Annotated in this window: 10 protein-coding genes; 7 read left to right on the top strand and 3 right to left on the bottom strand. The window is 41.6% G+C overall.

The window, feature by feature from the left end; genetic code table 11:
• Window positions 1-100: 100 nt before the first annotated feature.
• The 3 genes from PseudUWO310_RS05885 to PseudUWO310_RS05875 form a co-directional block, all read right to left on the bottom strand.
• Window positions 101-715, bottom strand: coding sequence for a Uma2 family endonuclease (locus PseudUWO310_RS05885; RefSeq protein ID WP_142599818.1), 615 nt, complete (start codon window positions 713-715; stop codon window positions 101-103).
• A gap of 11 nt (window positions 716-726) precedes the next feature.
• On the bottom strand, window positions 727-1,329 hold the full coding sequence (locus PseudUWO310_RS05880) for a Uma2 family endonuclease (RefSeq protein ID WP_190315921.1): 603 nt from the start codon (window positions 1,327-1,329) through the stop codon (window positions 727-729).
• A gap of 301 nt (window positions 1,330-1,630) precedes the next feature.
• Window positions 1,631-3,442, bottom strand: coding sequence for a hypothetical protein (locus PseudUWO310_RS05875; protein WP_142599817.1), 1,812 nt, complete (start codon window positions 3,440-3,442; stop codon window positions 1,631-1,633).
• Window positions 3,443-3,732: 290 nt separating this feature from the next.
• Between PseudUWO310_RS05875 and PseudUWO310_RS05870 the strand changes: the two genes are divergently transcribed.
• The 7 genes from PseudUWO310_RS05870 (at window position 3,733) to PseudUWO310_RS05840 (ending at window position 17,220) form a co-directional block, all read left to right on the top strand.
• Window positions 3,733-4,311: a hypothetical protein gene (locus tag PseudUWO310_RS05870; protein WP_142599816.1), complete on the top strand. Its 579-nt coding sequence runs from the start codon at window positions 3,733-3,735 to the stop codon at window positions 4,309-4,311.
• A gap of 314 nt (window positions 4,312-4,625) precedes the next feature.
• Entirely contained in the window at window positions 4,626-6,725 is a 2,100-nt protein-coding gene (locus PseudUWO310_RS05865) for a PAS domain S-box protein (RefSeq protein WP_223805552.1), read from the top strand.
• Window positions 6,726-6,894: 169 nt separating this feature from the next.
• Entirely contained in the window at window positions 6,895-12,777 is a 5,883-nt protein-coding gene (locus tag PseudUWO310_RS05860; RefSeq protein WP_142599814.1) for an ATP-binding sensor histidine kinase, read from the top strand.
• Between the two features lie 354 nt (window positions 12,778-13,131).
• Complete coding sequence (locus tag PseudUWO310_RS05855; protein WP_142599813.1) at window positions 13,132-15,093, top strand: hypothetical protein; 1,962 nt, start codon at window positions 13,132-13,134, stop codon at window positions 15,091-15,093.
• Between the two features lie 389 nt (window positions 15,094-15,482).
• On the top strand, window positions 15,483-15,695 hold the full coding sequence (locus tag PseudUWO310_RS05850) for a hypothetical protein (protein ID WP_142599812.1): 213 nt from the start codon (window positions 15,483-15,485) through the stop codon (window positions 15,693-15,695).
• A 4-nt stretch (window positions 15,696-15,699) separates the two neighbouring features.
• Complete coding sequence (locus tag PseudUWO310_RS05845) at window positions 15,700-16,281, top strand: DUF4255 domain-containing protein (RefSeq protein WP_009625238.1); 582 nt, start codon at window positions 15,700-15,702, stop codon at window positions 16,279-16,281.
• A 51-nt stretch (window positions 16,282-16,332) separates the two neighbouring features.
• Entirely contained in the window at window positions 16,333-17,220 is an 888-nt protein-coding gene (locus tag PseudUWO310_RS05840; RefSeq protein ID WP_142599811.1) for a carboxypeptidase-like regulatory domain-containing protein, read from the top strand.
• Window positions 17,221-17,222 lie beyond the last annotated feature (2 nt).

Genomic DNA, 17,222 nt, shown 5'->3' with positions numbered 1-17,222 from the left:
GCAAAATGCAGCATAGCATTCCTAACCTATGCTGATAAATAATCCGCCTATCCCGACCACAACCGATCAAGTTGAGCCACCGCCCAGAAAACTATGCGATTTATCTACCAGCCTTTAAAACTTGTTCTGCTGTCAGTTTGAGATTTGGGAATGTGAGAGAAGTAATCGGTTGATTGCCGCGAAACTGATGAATTTCATACTCTCCATTCACTAACGTACAAATAGAAAGAGTCGGTTGTTTCGGTTTTCCAATATGTCGAGTTCCACCTAAACCCGCATAATCCGCAATCCAATATTCAGGAATACCTAAAATTGCGTAGTCTTCAACTTTACGCGCATAATCGTTTTGCCAGTTGCTACTAACCACCTCCACCACAAACTTAATCGAACTACCCAGCGTCAGGATTGATTGGTCATACCAAAGTAGTTCCTTTGTAAGTTCATTGCGATCGACAACCATCACATCAGGTCGAAATGCAGTCATACCAAGGTTAGAAGGACGTAGCAATCCTCGCTGAAGGACAAACCAATTTAAAGCGATCGCATCAATTTGGGCACAGACCTTTGTAGTAATAAAAGCTGAAACTTCTTCGTGGTAGCCTGTTGGTTCCAAATCAAACGCCTCGCCATCAATCAATTCGTAGCGGTTACTGTCACCATATCGGGCGATAAAATCGTCAAAACTTAGTAACTGCTTAGGTATCGTCTGCACCATTTTTTTAATATTTAAAAAGATAACTCTTGAAATAACTCCGATAAAGGAAGATTAAAATTGGGAATTACATCTTCACCATCAAGGCTATCTTCTAACTGCAAAAGCCTAGAAGGCTTAGGTTTGTGATAAACCAACACACATTCCTCATCAGGCAAAATCACCCATACTAAGCGAGTTCCATTCTCAAAATACTCCACTAACTTATTATGGATTTCCTCAAAAGTATTATTGGGAGAAATAATTTCTACAGCCAGATCAGGAGCGCCATCAAAAAATCCCTTCGGTAAACGCTTTAGCCCTTGCAACCTTTCTTTAGCAATAAAAGCAAGATCGGGCGATCGCTTATTACCAGTCTTCATTTTAAAAGCCGTACTCGAATCACAAGTCACCCCAAGCTTATGCGTCCGCACAAAACCTGTCAAAAAATATCCGAGAGTAAGAGCCAAATATCCATGCTCTACACCTGAATTTGCCACAATGACTAACTCTCCATCCACATACTCATAACGATTGCCATCTTCAGGTAATGACATGAACTGCTCATCAGTCAAAGCTCTTGAATTAGCTAACGGCTGAGTTAGGTCTAGATCATTTGTTGCGATCGCTTGGCTCATTAGATTTAAGTCCACAGATTAAACTAATGGGATTCCTACAGGATTTATATAGCTAAATATATCATTTAAATAAGTTCTAATAAGCGAGATATGCAGTAAAGCTAGGTACTGGTCAGCTAAAGCGTGATCGACATATTTGCGCCTTTTTTGTTGGCATGAAATGGGCATTTCAGAATCCCCCCCATTAGCTGACCAGTGCCCAAAATCAAAACCCCAAAGAGAGTTGCCGCGCTCCTCGCGGCAACTCTCTTTGGGGTTTTATGTCCTGATCCAGTTGGCGGCAGCTATATGACAGCGATCGCTAAGAAATCCGAATAGCTTTTTTCGAGGATTCTGATTTTAGGCGATCGTGATTTTGAATGAGAAAGTCGATCGCTTTTTTAAAATATTGACCATTCATTGGCTGAAAAGCGATATTTTGCAAATCGATTTGCCTCACCTTGTCCTGCATTGACTCATAAAAAAGGCGATCACCCATGAGCTTAAGAGTTAACTGAGAATATGCTGATGGCGTTTTGACGACAAGTTTGCTCAGCCCTAATTTCCTCATCAAAGCCGCTCCTGAGCGACTATACCAGCGTTTCCCCTCAAAGACTACCGAGGGCTTTTGGAGATACAAACCATCGATGAGTACATTAAAGCCACCAAAATGATAGGAATCAAGACAGATATCACCTTCTTCCATAATTGCCATATATTCGGCATAGGGCATATATGGATAGACATGGACATGCTCAGAGCCTAAAACCTCTTCGACATCTTTGACGAAGGGGAGAAAATCATTTTTGCGTGTTAAGGCTCCACCCGAAAAAAGACGAAAAAGAACGGGTGATTTAGCATTTTTGATAATTTGCTTGAGAGTCAGCAATAATGGATAATTGACTTTCTGACCGTACCAAGGGCAGTTAATAATGAATTTATCACTGCTTTTGATAGAAGCTTGTGCAGCATTTTCAGGATTAACATCCTTTGATAACTGATAGTCAGGACAATTATTAACTGCCCCCAATCCAGTTACTAAAACTAAACGTTCAGAATAGTTGTCTTCGGCATGGCAAGCAATCTCAGCATCGGCTCCACTAATAAAATAATCAATCTCACTACCAAAGGTACTGACGGGATGTCCTAACCCGCAAATTTGAATGGGAGCAATCCGCAGGTTGGACAATATAATGCTTTCGCTCATCATACCTATGTCTGGATAGTAGATAGCAGCAAATTCATTTTGCTTAATGACACTCAGATCAGAAAAACCGTTATCAAATCGCAAATATTTAACTTCTTTAAAGTATTGCGTATCGATCGCTAATTTCTGATCGCCTATGTGAATTAAGGTCAACTCGTAACTATCCTTAAGCGCCGCCACACATCCAGACAAAATCCGATAAATAGAATGCTGGGGATACCAAAAGCCCGAAATGATAGCGATTTTCTGAGGGTTGGGCTGATTGACAATAGTAATATTTTTAACTAGTTGGCTATTTTGAACTAATTTGTTAATTCTGGCTTTGAGTATGCGGTCATCATCGCCATCAATATAGGTTGCGCCAAAGTAGACATCATCAATTTTATAGAAGCCCGTTAGACGCGCGTCTTCATAAAGAATATGTTCACGGAGATTGTTGTATGCGATCACATTTACTAATCCTGAGCGATAAATTTCTAGATAATGGGAATACCATAGACTAGTCAGTGCTGGATTAATATCAAAAAATGCTTGGCGATCGCCTTGCCAACTATTTCTAGCGGAGCATAGGGTTAGGACTTTGGCGAGATCTTGAGGCTGGGCTGTTAACAAATCTAGATAGTCATCTGTAGTTTTAAAGCAAGAAATTGCCACTAGGTTAGATATAGTCAGGTTTAGTTGAATAAATCTGATTGCATAGCGATCGCTCAGGCAATAATCAGGCTGAGTAAAGATGTATAAGAAGTTTTTGACAAAGGCATTGATAAAGTGCTGTGCATCTGGTGCAAGTTCTAAATAAGTAGTTCTTTCAAAATGTTCTAGGATATAAATCAGTTTTTCAGAGATAAGGTCGTAATCTTGATTAAGATAGTCTTTTAATATTTCTAGAGAATTAAAACTAAGATTTGCCGAATTTTGTGGATTCATTTTTTTTGAGATTATCAATACCAATCTCCCCTTATCCCTATCTTCGACTACAAAAAGAACCCCGTCAATGGGTAGCGATCTTCTACGATTAGCAATGCGAAAATCCTTCGAGTATTACGTTTGCAGTGCCTTGCGCTGCTTATTGCTATTTATTAAGGTTGAGTTTCCCGAAACACCTATAGTGCCAGTCTCTTATTTTTACAATCTGAATCTTAATAGAATGCATCATAACATACAGCTATTACTGTTTCCAGCCAGCTTAAGCTATCAAAATCTAGGGTAAATAAAGTATGAAATCCTACTCAGCCTATTTTGTTCGTAACGAAGCGATTGAGAATGCCCAGAAGATATTTGGTAAAAGAGTTGAACCTCTTCCTGATTCCCCTTGGCTACTTTGCGATTATCAGCCCGATGATGAGCTTCCTGATGATGAAGTGCTATTCGGCGAAGAGTCTCTCACTGAAGCTAAATCGGGACAATTGGGAGAAATCTTTTTTGTCTATGGAGATAACTCCGTGGATTGGTTTGTTTATGAGCACGCCAGTGATGGTAGACTGCTCCGAAAACTGGTGTGGTTTACCTTGCCCGATGATGTGTGGAACTCAGGTTGGATATTAGTAGAAGGAGAACCTGAGGATTGGGAAGCGGCGTTGTTTCGTCCAGATGGATTAGCTCGACATCTCGAACTTGAGAATCAGAGGTTGAAGGATCAAGGTCATGAGGATGAAATACCTGTTATGGAAGCTGAAATCAGGCAACTGTGGGATCAAAAACAGATTATCAAGGGGAAGAGATTACCCTTCTGTGATGGGACTGTAGCTCTCCTTGTCGAGGAGAGCTACGGCATCAGTCGCTTCGATATCAGGTAATCCCTTCCAGTGGATGAAGAGACGATCGCTATACTGCAAACCCTTGAACAGGAGTGATTGTCGTCAATACACAATATTATTTCTAAGGAATCAGATTTAGTTTAATACCTGATTTCTGCAATTTTTCTAATTCATACTTTCCTTTAGCCAAGCCATATAATAAGTAAGTGGGCTTAATTAAATATAAAACCCTAAAACCTGCGACGCAAGCGGCGCACACGTCGCAGGTTTTAGATTTGGATTTTATATCAAATCACAAAATGGCTACGCCATTTTGTGATTTGGTATTAATTATGCTGAGGTACTTAAAGTAATTGTCAACCTATAAAGGTGGGGCGAAACAGGCTATGGATATATTGAGGTCTCAACAAGAGTTAGCAGATTTGCAAGCTAGTGAGGCAAGATTTCAGAAGTTGGCTAATAATCTCCCTGGCATGATTACTCAGTTTCGCACTACTGTGGATGGTTCTCCGTCAACACTCTATGTTAGTTCAGGTTGTATTGACATTTGCGAAGTTTCAGTTGAAGACTTTTTGTCTGGAGTCATTCAATTTGAAGACTTGCAACATCCAGATGATCGTCCAAGAATTCAGCAAGCTGGAATCTATGCATCTGAAAAACTGATGCTTTTTAAGGAAGAATTTCGGATTATTACCCCTTCGGGCAATCTAAAATGGGTACAGGTCACTTCTCAACCAGAACGGCAAGCTGATGGTTCGACTATTTGGGATAGCATCATCTTAGATATTACCGATCGCAAGCAGGCGGAACAGGAACTTCAGCAATCACAGCAGTTTTTACGTCTGTTACTCGATAACATTCCGCAATTAGTCTTTTGGAAAGACCGCGAATCTAATTTTATGGGCTGCAACACAAATGGTGCTAAGCTTGTGGGTTTAGAATCACCTGATATGATTGTTGGGCAAACTGACTATACTTTGCCCTTTACGGTTGAATCCGCAGCCCAGAATGTGGAACGCGATCGTCGAGTCATGGAGTCTGGGCAATCAGATCTTCATACTATGATCCACCAGCGCTCAGATGGCAGTACACGATGGCTTGATACCCGTAAAACTCCCCTACGCGATCTTGATGGTAATGTTATTGGAGTTCTAGTTACACTAGAAGATATTAGCGATCGCAAACTGGCGGAAATAGAAGTCCAAAAACTTGCTTCTGTAGTCGAAAATACTACAGACTTTATCAGCATTGCTAACATTGACGATGGACAAATGCTTTATTTGAATGCAGGGGGACGGCAATTAGTGGGACTTGGTATCACCGATACAGTTAAAAATTTACACCTAAGCGATTTCCACAGTCGGGAGGACAGGGCTAAAATTCAAGAAACCCTGATGCCTCATTTGCGACAATATGGTTATGCAAGTGCGGAACTGCACTTGCAGCACTTGATTACCCAAGTACAAATTCCCGTGGAATGGAACATATTTACAATCAAAGACCCCAATACAGGTCAACCTTCATATATTGCTGCAATTATCCGCGATATCAGCGATCGCAAACGTGCCGAAGCTGAGCTAAATCAGCGCACTGCGGAGCTAGAACAAACCCTAAAAGAACTCAAGAATACTCAAACCAAGATGGTGCAATCGGAGAAAATGTCGGGGCTGGGACAACTCGTCGCAGGAGTCGCCCATGAAATTAATAACCCAGTCAATTTCATTTACGGTAACTTAATCCATGCTCACAACTATGCCAAAGATTTGGGGCAACTCCTAGAGCTTTACCAAAAACATTATCCCGACCCCCATGCCGAGATTCAAGAACAAATCGAAGAGATCGAGTTAAATTTTTTACTGGAAGATATGCACAATCTTCTCGCTTCTATGCAAGTTGGCGCAGAACGTATCCAAAAAATTGTCGTGTCATTGCGTACCTTCTCGCGCATGGACGAAGCTGATATGAAATCCGTGAATATCCACGATGGGATCGATAGTACTCTGATGATTTTGCAACATCGCCTAAAAGCAAGGTCTGATGCTTCCATCATTGAAATTATCAAAGCCTATGGAGAGTTACCGCTAGTCGAGTGCTACGCAGGACAACTCAATCAGGTCTTTATGAATCTACTCAGTAACGCAATTGATGCTCTAGAAGAATCTTTGGAAATTGGTCAAATCCATAGTCCAAGGATTACAATTAGCACTGCATTGGTCAATGCTAAGGAAGTGATGATTCAAATTTCCGATAATGGGATTGGTATTCCAGCAGAAATTCAGCATAGGCTGTTCGATCCGTTTTTTACCACAAAGCCCGTAGGCAAAGGGACTGGGATGGGACTTTCGATTAGCTATCAAATTGTGGTAGATAAACATGGTGGTAAGTTGGAATGTGTTTCTGGAGTAGAACAAGGTTCTACCTTTATCGTTACGATTCCCATTCACCAGCATTAAGTTATGCCATAACTCTGACAAGATAAATAAGTAGCTAGGTATAATTAAAAACCAAAACCAGAGGGCATACCGCCTGCTGCGCGGGCGGTATGCCCTTCTGGGTTTTAAGTTTACTTATGCCTAGCTACTTAATAAAGCAAATAATAAAGCAAATAACAGGACAAAAACAATGGTAGATACATTCACAATCCTCGGCTATTCTCTATCTGAAAATCTTTACATGGGTTCGCGGACTGTCGTCTATCGGGCAATCCGTACCTCGGATCAACTCCCTGTAGTGATCAAACTCCTGAAAAATGACTATCCCACCTTTAACGAATTAGTTCAGTTTCGCAATCAGTATAATATTTCCCAAAATTTCAACTCACCACTAATCATCCAAACCTACAGCTTAGAACCATATCAAAATAGCTATGCGCTAGTGATGGAAGACTTCGGGGGGATTTCCTTGAGAGAGTATGCGGTAAAAGGGAGAAATAGGCTCTCTTTAAAAGAATTTTTGGAAATAGCGATCGCGCTCTGTAATGGCTTAGATATATTATATCGAGATCGAGTTATTCATAAGGATATCAAACCCAGCAATATATTAATTAACCCCGAAACCAACCAAGTTAAATTAATTGACTTTAGTATTGCCTCACTATTACCAAGGGAAACCCAAGAGATCCAAAATGCTAACGCCCTAGAAGGAACTCTTGCCTATCTTTCGCCAGAGCAAACTGGACGGATGAATCGTGGGGTTGACTATCGCAGCGACTTCTACTCATTGGGGGTGACTTTCTACGAGTTATTGGCAGGAAAGTTACCTTTTCAATCCAATGATCCCGTGGAATTAGTCCATTGTCATTTAGCAAAAAATCCTACACCAGTTCATCAGATCAATCCTAGTATTCCCCTAGTTTTATCAACAATCATCAGCAAACTAATGGCTAAAAATGCTGAAGATCGCTATCAGAGTGCTTTGGGAATTAAGCATGATTTAGAGATTTGTCTAGAACAATTGCAAGCTACAGGAAATATTGCACCTTTTGAAATTGGACAGAGAGATATTAGCGATCGCTTTATTATCCCCGAAAAACTCTATGGTCGCGCCACCGAAGTAGAAATACTCCTGAATTCCTTTGAGCGAGTGAGCCAAGGCGCAACAGAAATGATGCTTGTTGCAGGTTTTTCAGGAATTGGCAAAACAGCCGTCGTTAATGAAGTGCATAAACCAATCGTTAGACAACGGGGCTACTTCATTAAAGGGAAATACGATCAATTTCAGCGCAATATTCCCTTTTTTGCCTTTGTCCAAGCTTTCCGCGACCTAATGGGACAACTACTCTCAGAATCAGATAGTCAAATCAACGGATGGAAAAACAAAATCCTCAAAGTTGTGGGCGAGAATGGACAAGTTTTAATTGAGGTGATTCCTGAACTAGAACTGATTATCGGTCAGCAGCCAGTAGCCACAGTACTATCAGGGACTGCGACTCAAAATCGCTTTAATCTGCTGATGCAAAAGTTTGTGCAGATCTTTACCAGCCCAGAGCATCCCTTGGTGATGTTTTTAGATGATTTACAATGGGCAGATTCCGCCTCTCTAAATTTACTGAAATTGTTGATAGAAGACACTCAATATTTATTGATCATAGGAGCCTATCGAGATAATGAGGTGTCGCCTGCTCATCCCTTTATGATAACTATTGATGAGATTATCAAATCTGGTGCGTTAGTCAACACGATTACTCTCAAAGCATTGAGCTTGCTAAATGTAAATCAATTAGTAGCTGATACGCTAAATTGTGAATTATTTCTTGCCCAAGCCTTAACCGAATTAATCTATCAAAAAACTAACGGCAATCCATTTTTTACAACTCAATTTCTGAAAACCTTGTATGAAGATGGACAGATTACCTTTGATTGGGATATTCAACATTGGCGGTGTGATATCAATCAAGTTAGATCTTTGGCAATTACTGATGACGTAGTGGAATTTATGGCTCTGCAATTACAGAAGTTACCTATCGAAACTCAGGAGGTGTTGAAATTAGCAGCTTGTATTGGGGCGCATTTTGATTTGCAGACACTGGCGATCGTTTCTAAAAGATCTCCAGAAGATACCGCAACAGCGTTATGGAGAGCCCTACAAGAAGGTCTAATTATTCCCATCTCCGATGTCTATAAATTCTTCGCCCCAACCAGTGCTCTATCCGCAAATCAAGTTTCTGCTAATGCGACTTATAAGTTTCTGCATGATCGCGTCCAACAATCAGCCTATTCTCTCATTGCCGAAGAGCAAAAGCAATTTGTCCACCTCCAAATCGGACAATTACTACTAGCACATCGATCATCCACTGTGTTAGAAGACAAAATTTTTGATATTGTGAATCATTTGGCAGTAGGTATTGATGCTGATCCATCTGCTATACCGACAATTCAGCTAGCAGAATTGTCGGTCTTAGCTGGCATGAAAGCCAAGCTCTCAGTTGCATATCAAGCAGCCATTGGCTACTTCTCTATCGGACTCAAACGACTACCTCAATCTGCTTGGCAAACTCACTATCGCCTCATGCTTGATCTACATCGCGAAAAAGCAGAATGTAGCTATCTTGTTGGTCAGTTTGAATCATCTGAATCTCTACTTGCCCATATTTTAAAGCACGTCAAAGATCCTCTAGATATGGCACATATTTATGGCATTCGCATGACGCAACGGATGACTCAAGGAACAAATATGATGGCTAGCGTTGAAGATGGGATTAAAGGTTTATCTGTTTTGGGAATAACACTGCCAACAGATCAAAATGAGTTACAGGCATTAGTAGAAGTAGAACGACGACAAGTACAGGAAACTGTTGCTCAAATATCGGCTCAGGCTCTACTAGATTTACCTCCAATGAGTGACCCAGTGCAGCAGAGTTGCATGAAGATCCTAGTGATCTTGTATTCGGCTTCTTACCTAGCAGGCAACCAACTGCTCAATCTGCTGACAACTCTCCGCATGGTGAATATATCCCTAAAATACGGACGTGCAGAAAGTTCGAGCTTTGCCTATTGCTCCTATGGCATGATGTTGGCACTTCAGGGTGACTATCAAGATGCTTATCAGTTTGGCAAGATTGCTTTGGATCTTGATCGCACCTTTAACAACACTCAGTTCATCGCCAAAAATAATAACCACTTCGCCCATAGTATTAATCCATTCTCGCGTCCTCTATCAGAGAATGTGCCTCTATACGAGCAATCTATTGAACTATGTATGGAGTTTGGTGATTTAGTCTTTGGGGTATGGGCAATTGTATTTTTAATCTGGTCTCATCTCTTTAAAGGCAGTCCTTTACCGTCAGTGCAGGAGGAAATCCAAAAATATCTTGGCTATGTGCAGCAGGCAAATGACCAAAATATGCTGTGTGTGTTTCAACTTCAGCAACAATTTGTGAAAGAACTGATGGATGATACTATTGAAGGTCAGGAGCTAACAGCAACTGGTTATTTTGAACACCCATTCTTTTTGCTTTGGAAGCAAAGCCATTTCGATGTTGCCATTAGTTGGTATGGCTTTTTAGTTTTACAACGGGCTTATTTTAGAGGTGATTACGCACAGGTATTGGCGATATCCCCCGCGCTACAAGATGCACTGCCTGCAAATATGGGATTTTTCCCGATCATTGCCTATCACATTTATTATCCCCTTAGTCTGGCTGCGGCTTATACCCAAGCAGATTCGGAAACTCAAGCTGTTTATTATCAGCAAATTCAAGAACAGCAGCAAATGCTTAAGAAATGGGCTAAAGCCTGTCCTGATAATTTTCTTCATAAGCATCAGTTGATTTCGGCGGAACTGGCGCGTCTTAGTGGCGATCGCATTCAAGCAGTAGATTTGTATGATCGTGCCATCCTTGGTGCTAGAGAAAACGGCTACATTCAAGAAGAAGCAATTGCCAATGAACTGGCGGCAAAGTTCTATCTCGATTGGGATAAAGAACGGATTGCTCAAGAATATATGACCGAAGCCTATTATGGCTATGCCCGTTGGGGTGCAAAGGCTAAGGTTGCGGACTTGGAAAGACGCTATCCCCAACTCCTTGCCTTTATCTTAGAGCAACCCCGTTCCCTACTCTCCACGAGCGAAACCATCTTCGCTGTGGGAAGTACTTCCACCAGTTCCGACACTTCCCATAGCAGTGCTTCTGTAGCTCTAGATTTAGCTACCATTCTCAAAGCCTCTCAAACTCTTTCTGGTGAAATCGAATTAGAGAAACTGCTTTCAGCTTTACTTTCTATCGTTATCGAAAATGCGGGAGCTGATAAATGTATATTTATGCTCTTGCGAGACGATCGCCTATTGATCAAAGGCTCAATTATCGAGGGCGCAGAGCCTGTTGTGTTGCAAAAAATTCCTGTTGAAGACAGTCAGGACGTTCCTCTGAAGCTGATTTACAAAGTGCAGCACAGCAGGCAAACTGCGGTGCTGATTGATGCGACAGCCGATCCGACCTTAGCCAGCGACGCTTATATCATACGTCAGCAGCCGAAGAGTATCTTATGCAGTCCAATTTTGCAACAGGGGAAATTGAAGGGCATTTTGTATTTGGAAAATAGTTTAGCAGCGGGAGCCTTCACAAGGGATCGTGTGGAAATTCTAAATTTACTTTGCGCTCAAGCGGCGATTTCTTTGGAAAATGCTCGACTTTATGAGCGATCGCTAGAATATGCGCAACAGTTAGAACGATCGCTCGAAAACTTGAGTGCAAGTAACTCTAGGTTTGAGAAACTTGTAGATAATGTGCCAGGAGTTGTTTATCAGGCTCGCTCGACTAGTGATGGGGACAGATATCTATCCTATGTTAGTGCCGAATGTTCCTACTTGTTTGAAATCACCCAAGAACAAGCGATCGCCAATATCCACTTTCTCATAGAAGCAATCCATCCAGAGGATGTGGCAAGTTACCAGCAATCTTTGACCAACTCTAGGCAAACTTTAGCTCCTTTGGAGTGGTCAGGACGAATTGTGACTCCATCGGGAATTATCAAGTGGATTGAAATAAAAACTCGAGTCCAACAACTTGATGATGGAACTCTAGTTTGGGATGGGCTAGTGTTGGATATTAGTAAACAGCAAGCTGCTCTGCATGAACGTAAACTTGCTGAAATTGCCTTGGAGCAAAAATCACAGGTCTTACAACAAGTGCTTACCGATCTGCAAAATGCCCAATTGCAAATGGTGCAAAGTGAGAAAATGTCTGCCCTAGGCAACCTAGTTGCAGGAGTAGCGCATGAAATGAACAATCCCCTTGGGTTTATTGCTGTCAGTCTCAAACAAGCTGAACCGACCTTAGCCGATATCGTTGAACATTTAAAACTCTATCAAGAGAACCTACCCAATCCGAGTGATGAGATCAAAGCCCATGCCGAAGAAATTGACTTGGAATATAGTTTAGAGGACTTACCGAAGATGATTGATTCGATGACGATCGCCTGTGATCGCCTAAAAAATATCAGCACGAGTTTAAGAACATTTTCCCGTGCCGATCAAGACTACAAAGTGCTTTTTGATATCCATCAGGGTATTGATAGTACGATTCTCATTCTCAAACATCGGCTGAAGGCTTCTGATCAGCATCCTGCGATTGAGGTTGTCACTAACTACGGCAACTTACCTCAAATTGCATGTTTTCCAGGACAATTGAACCAAGTATTTATGAATATCTTGGCAAATGCGATCGATGCATTAGAAGAATCTAATCAGGGAAAGAGCTTCGAGCAAATTAAAGCCCATCCTAACCGTATTACCATTACAACTTCCTTAGATTTAGAGAATAATCTCGTTAAGATTGTGATTACCGATAATGGTAAGGGCATGAAGGAAGAAGTTAAACAAAAGGTATTCGATCATTTATTTACGACCAAATCCGTTGGTAAAGGGACGGGATTGGGATTGGCGATCGCACGACAAATTGTCACTGAAAAACATTGCGGTACGATTCAAGTCAACTCTCTATTTGGCGAAGGTACGGAAATGCTCATTACCCTACCAATCAGTACAGAATCGAGCAGTGCAGAATAAACGAGAATGTCAAGTAATACCAAAGCTTAAAATGGCGTTGCCATTTTGAGCTTTGGTATAAATTCTAGAACCAATAGTTCCATCGCGAACTATTGGCTCAACTTGATGGGGCAATAGCTCTAATTCTTTTGTTAAGAAATGTCTAAAGTAGATTTAAGATTTCTTGTCAAATTATATGAACTGAAGTATATCTATAGTTGGGAATTAAAAATCACTTGAATTTACTTAAATTCTTAAGTTGCTCATTTGCAACTTTTATGTATTGTATTATCCAAAGCAGAAAAAATACATCTATCCAACTGTATTAGATTTCTTTGGTTTTTTACAGAGAATCAAAGCAAGGAAACTCTAACTATGCCATCAAAAAAAGATTGGGTTAATTTCGCTCTACAACGTCCTAACTATTTCGCTGGGCAGTATTTACTTGATGAAGACTTTGAACTTGCCCATCGCTATCTTAATGATCGCCAAAAATACCTTAACAGTCACCTACATTTAGCGGGTATTGTCGAGGGGCTTGAGGTAGAAGCGATCGTAGGTCAGCCTGAGGTGATCATTAAGTCGGGAACTGCGATCGACGGAGAGGGCAATTTAATCATCCTCACCGAAGCTGTGACTAGAAAAATCAACAGCTTGGGCTGGTTATGTCTCCGCTATCACCAAGAACCCAAAATATTACAACAGCCAGAAATCCTTGACAGTTATACTCGTTTTGAAGAAACACCCATCATCACCTTAGAGGCAATTCAATCTAACGATGCCATAACGATCACCTTGGCGAAGGTATTGCTGCAACATGACCAAGTAATCATCGATGCCAGTGTTCGGCAATATTCTGGGGTGCGTCTTCCTAGTGCTAAGCAAGATATCGAACTCCGCAGTGATGGACAGGATTTGAGCATTCAAGGGAATTTGACAGTATCAGGTGCATTGCAATTGGGTGGCACTCTTATTCAAGAAATTTCCCAGAGTATTCCTGCCATAGATCGCCCTAATGTGATCCCCTCCGAAAAGGCGGTCAAAGATCATATCGCGGCGGCGTTATCTAATGCGGGTAAACCTACGGGAGAGGCTCCTGCGGTGCGTCTTGATCAAAAAGATGGCAAGATGGTGGGCTGGAAGATCAAGGGATCGGAAGATGCAAATGATCCCACTGCTTCTTTGCGATTGCTTGCTTCAGAAAATGGGGTTGAGAAGCCCCGCCTGAGCATTGAGCGTGACACTGGCTTAGTCATTGTCCATGAAACGCTAAGAGCTAAGCATCTGGAAGTAATCAACCCCATGCGCCATCGGATGTATCCTGCGGGCTCCACCGATCCGCAAAATCCGACGATATATGACGATATTTTTGAGGCAGAAAAGGCAGGCGTGATCGTTAAGTCAGACGATCTCCCTAAAAACTCCTATGACCGAACAAATTGGAGTGCAAAAGGGAGTTATTTTTGGCGCGAGGCAATTTGTTATGGCAAAGGCAAAGAAGATAAAGGAGGTGCAATCATTACACTGCCTTCTGGCTATGATACAGCGTGGGTCAGAATTGGCAATACCAACGAGTGGCATGTTGTCAATGCCCAATTTTCCACAGATGGTAAAATATTCCGAGATTTGGGAAATTGGACGGCAGGAAAAAGAAATGGCAATTGTTACTGTCCCGATGGCTCTTTGGGTGACTCATCTCGACCCTATCACCAATGGTTACCAATTCCCGTAGGGCAGTCGGGGCTGGTGAAGCTAATTCATAAATGTGATCAATCGTGGTTGATGCTATCAGGGGTTGCCTTTAGCAAGAATCCGTGGGGTCATGCGGCTCAATCGGCATTAGGCTATCACTGGGCAGATCGAGTGAACCAAGGAGATGCCGCTATGTGGGACAACGATAATTGGAATGGCGATATTCTAGCTTACTTCGATAATCTCATGACGTATGAAATTCGCGTTCCCGTTGTTCCGTCTGGTCGCGATAAGTTGTTATATCTCATTAACCATAATGACTATTGGAATGGAGTGTTACATACAGGGCTTTCGATTAAGATTGGGGACACCTATCAGCCGATTGAACGCTTTCTTGCCACCTATGACAATCCTTTTGCGCGGCATTGGAGTAGTAGGTTTTATAACCGTTATATTGCGGCGCGTATTCCCGCCGATATGATTACCAAGGCTTTAAACCTTACCAACTCCAATGACCGTATGACCCAATTGATCAGCATTAAGGTCGATCTAACCAAGCAAGGTGAGGAAAAAAATAATTTTGAGGATAAGATATTTTTCCGAGAAATTGGCACTCATGATTTAGAGCTTCCCTATTATCTCTAAAAATCATTTAAGAATCAGTTTCTAGTGTTAAAAATCCTAAGAGATCCCCCTCAATCCCCCTTGTGAAGGGGGAAGAAGAAAATTCTCCCCCCTTCACAAGCTACCTTGTACAAACAAGTCATCAGCTAATCGTGAGTTACTAATGATCCCCCCAGCCCCCCCTTGTGAAGGGGGAAGAAGAAAATTCTCCCCCCTTCACAAGCTACCTTGTACAAACAAGTCATCAGCTAATCGTGAGTTACTAATGATCCCCCTCAATCCCCCTTGTGAAGGGGGAAGAAGAACATTCTCCCCCCTTCACAAGGGGGGCTGGGGGGGATCTAGATAATTCTTAAATAGTTTCCAAACGATCGCTTCCGCTTGATTTTCATTATGCTAAGTATTTTCCTATGCAAGAACAACTGCAAAAACGACTCCAAGCCCTAAAGGCTGAATATGAAGCGGGGCAGCAAGTCTTGGCAAATTTAGAAGCTAAGAAAGCGGGCTTGCGCGAGACTTTGATACGGATTAGTGGCGCGATTCAGGTATTGGAAGAAGAACTAGCGATCGCCAATGAGGACGGAAGCGATCGATCCACCGCAGCACTAGCCAAGGAGGAATAGTCAAATGTTAGACGACTTGGATAGCACCCTCAAAAAATTTCTGATTCACGGATTACCTGACTTACAAAACTCAGAGGAAACCAGTGTTTCCATTAGTTTTGAACTGCCCACAGAGGGAGGAATGCAGCAAAAACCCGCCATTAATCTTTTTCTCTATGATGTGCGAGAAAATTTAGACTTGCGGAGTCGCGAATGGACAATGCAACGTCGTGGTAATGGCACTGCCGTTAAAACACAGCCACCAGCAAGGGTAGATTGTTCCTATCTAATTACGGTCTGGGTAAATGCTGACGATCCGCAACAAGAACATCACATCTTGAGCAAAATCATGAAACTGCTGTTTTCGCATTCAGTTATTCCTCCCGAAATGTTGCAGGGTAGTTTACAGAATCAAGAATTGCCCGTGGTGTTAACCTCCATGCAGTCTGGCTATTTGCAAAGTCCCAGCGAATTTTGGCAAGTAATGGGCGGTAAAGCTAAAGTTTCCTTACATTGCACCGTCACCATTGCTGTACCAGTTGAAAAAGACACTGGAGAATATCCGCTAGTCTTGGAAAATCGACCTCAACTGTCCCGTTTGTCCTAATTTCACCCTAGCTCATGATTTCAATCATATTTCCATAATCATCAAGCCCAAATGTCAAACCAAAAACGTCGCCATCAAGTCACATTGGCAGGACAAGTAATCAATAATTTGACTGGTGAAGCGATCGCTGGGGCAAGAATCAAAATCGTTCAGGCTCCAGATAAATTTATGGATGTTGTGATTTTCAAAACCCAACTCTTTGGATTACCCGAAAGTTTATGGATGAATCAATCATACTCAAGAATTCCGAATCCTCCCCTTGAGTATTTATTACCAAAAACGCAAGAGTTTCATGAACAACTGATCAACCCCCAGATAAGTAAAAAAGAGAAACTAGAATTATTCAAAACACTAATAGGAGATTCTTCTCTAAATAATTATCAAAAGTTTCGAGCGCTACAGATTATTCTCGATTGTTGGCAATCCGATCAAATTATAAATACCAAATATCCAGAACGAACCTATTCAACTTCAGATGGTTGGTTTTATTTTACCGATCTACCAACAGGTTCCTATCAATTAGAAGCATCGCTTCCGCTTAGCGAAATGCGTTATACCAATACTTCCATTGAGGTGGAAGTGCCTGAAACAAAAAATAATATTGAATTGGATCTAAACACTTCTTTTTCTGATAGACTGAAATTAATTCTAAAGCTTAACCCCACAACACTTCTTGGCAAAGTCATTGATTCAGAAACCAAGGAAATCATTGACATGGCGAAAGTCAAAATTCATGAAAATGAAGACTATGCCATGAGTTCAAGATCTGTTCATCAAAATGGACATAGTGAATGGAATTATCGCTTAGTTGCTTTATCGCCAAGCCAGCCTTTTACAACTTTAACCGTATCGGCTCAGGGCTATGTAACCCAACAGCACCAAGTTTATTTGCAAACAGGAGATATCAAACAACTCGATTTTCAGTTGGTTTCTCAATGATC

This window comes from Pseudanabaena sp. UWO310, from assembly GCF_006861605.1.
Taxonomy (GTDB): Bacteria; Cyanobacteriota; Cyanobacteriia; order Pseudanabaenales; family Pseudanabaenaceae; genus Pseudanabaena.
The sequence above is the reverse complement of the archived record's forward strand: the minus strand, read 5'-3'. Positions and strand labels throughout refer to the sequence as shown.

Bases quoted from the DNA above. Each gene is read 5' to 3' on its own strand.
- PseudUWO310_RS05885 (WP_142599818.1), bottom strand. From the start codon at position 715: ATGGTGCAGACGATACCTAAGCAGTTACTAAGTTTTGACGATTTTATC.
- PseudUWO310_RS05880 (WP_190315921.1), bottom strand. From the start codon at position 1,329: ATGAGCCAAGCGATCGCAACAAATGATCTAGACCTAACTCAGCCGTTA.
- PseudUWO310_RS05875 (WP_142599817.1), bottom strand. From the start codon at position 3,442: ATGAATCCACAAAATTCGGCAAATCTTAGTTTTAATTCTCTAGAAATA.
- PseudUWO310_RS05870 (WP_142599816.1), top strand. From the start codon at position 3,733: ATGAAATCCTACTCAGCCTATTTTGTTCGTAACGAAGCGATTGAGAAT.
- PseudUWO310_RS05860 (WP_142599814.1), top strand. From the start codon at position 6,895: ATGGTAGATACATTCACAATCCTCGGCTATTCTCTATCTGAAAATCTT.
- PseudUWO310_RS05855 (WP_142599813.1), top strand. From the start codon at position 13,132: ATGCCATCAAAAAAAGATTGGGTTAATTTCGCTCTACAACGTCCTAAC.
- PseudUWO310_RS05850 (WP_142599812.1), top strand. From the start codon at position 15,483: ATGCAAGAACAACTGCAAAAACGACTCCAAGCCCTAAAGGCTGAATAT.
- PseudUWO310_RS05845 (WP_009625238.1), top strand. From the start codon at position 15,700: ATGTTAGACGACTTGGATAGCACCCTCAAAAAATTTCTGATTCACGGA.
- PseudUWO310_RS05840 (WP_142599811.1), top strand. From the start codon at position 16,333: ATGTCAAACCAAAAACGTCGCCATCAAGTCACATTGGCAGGACAAGTA.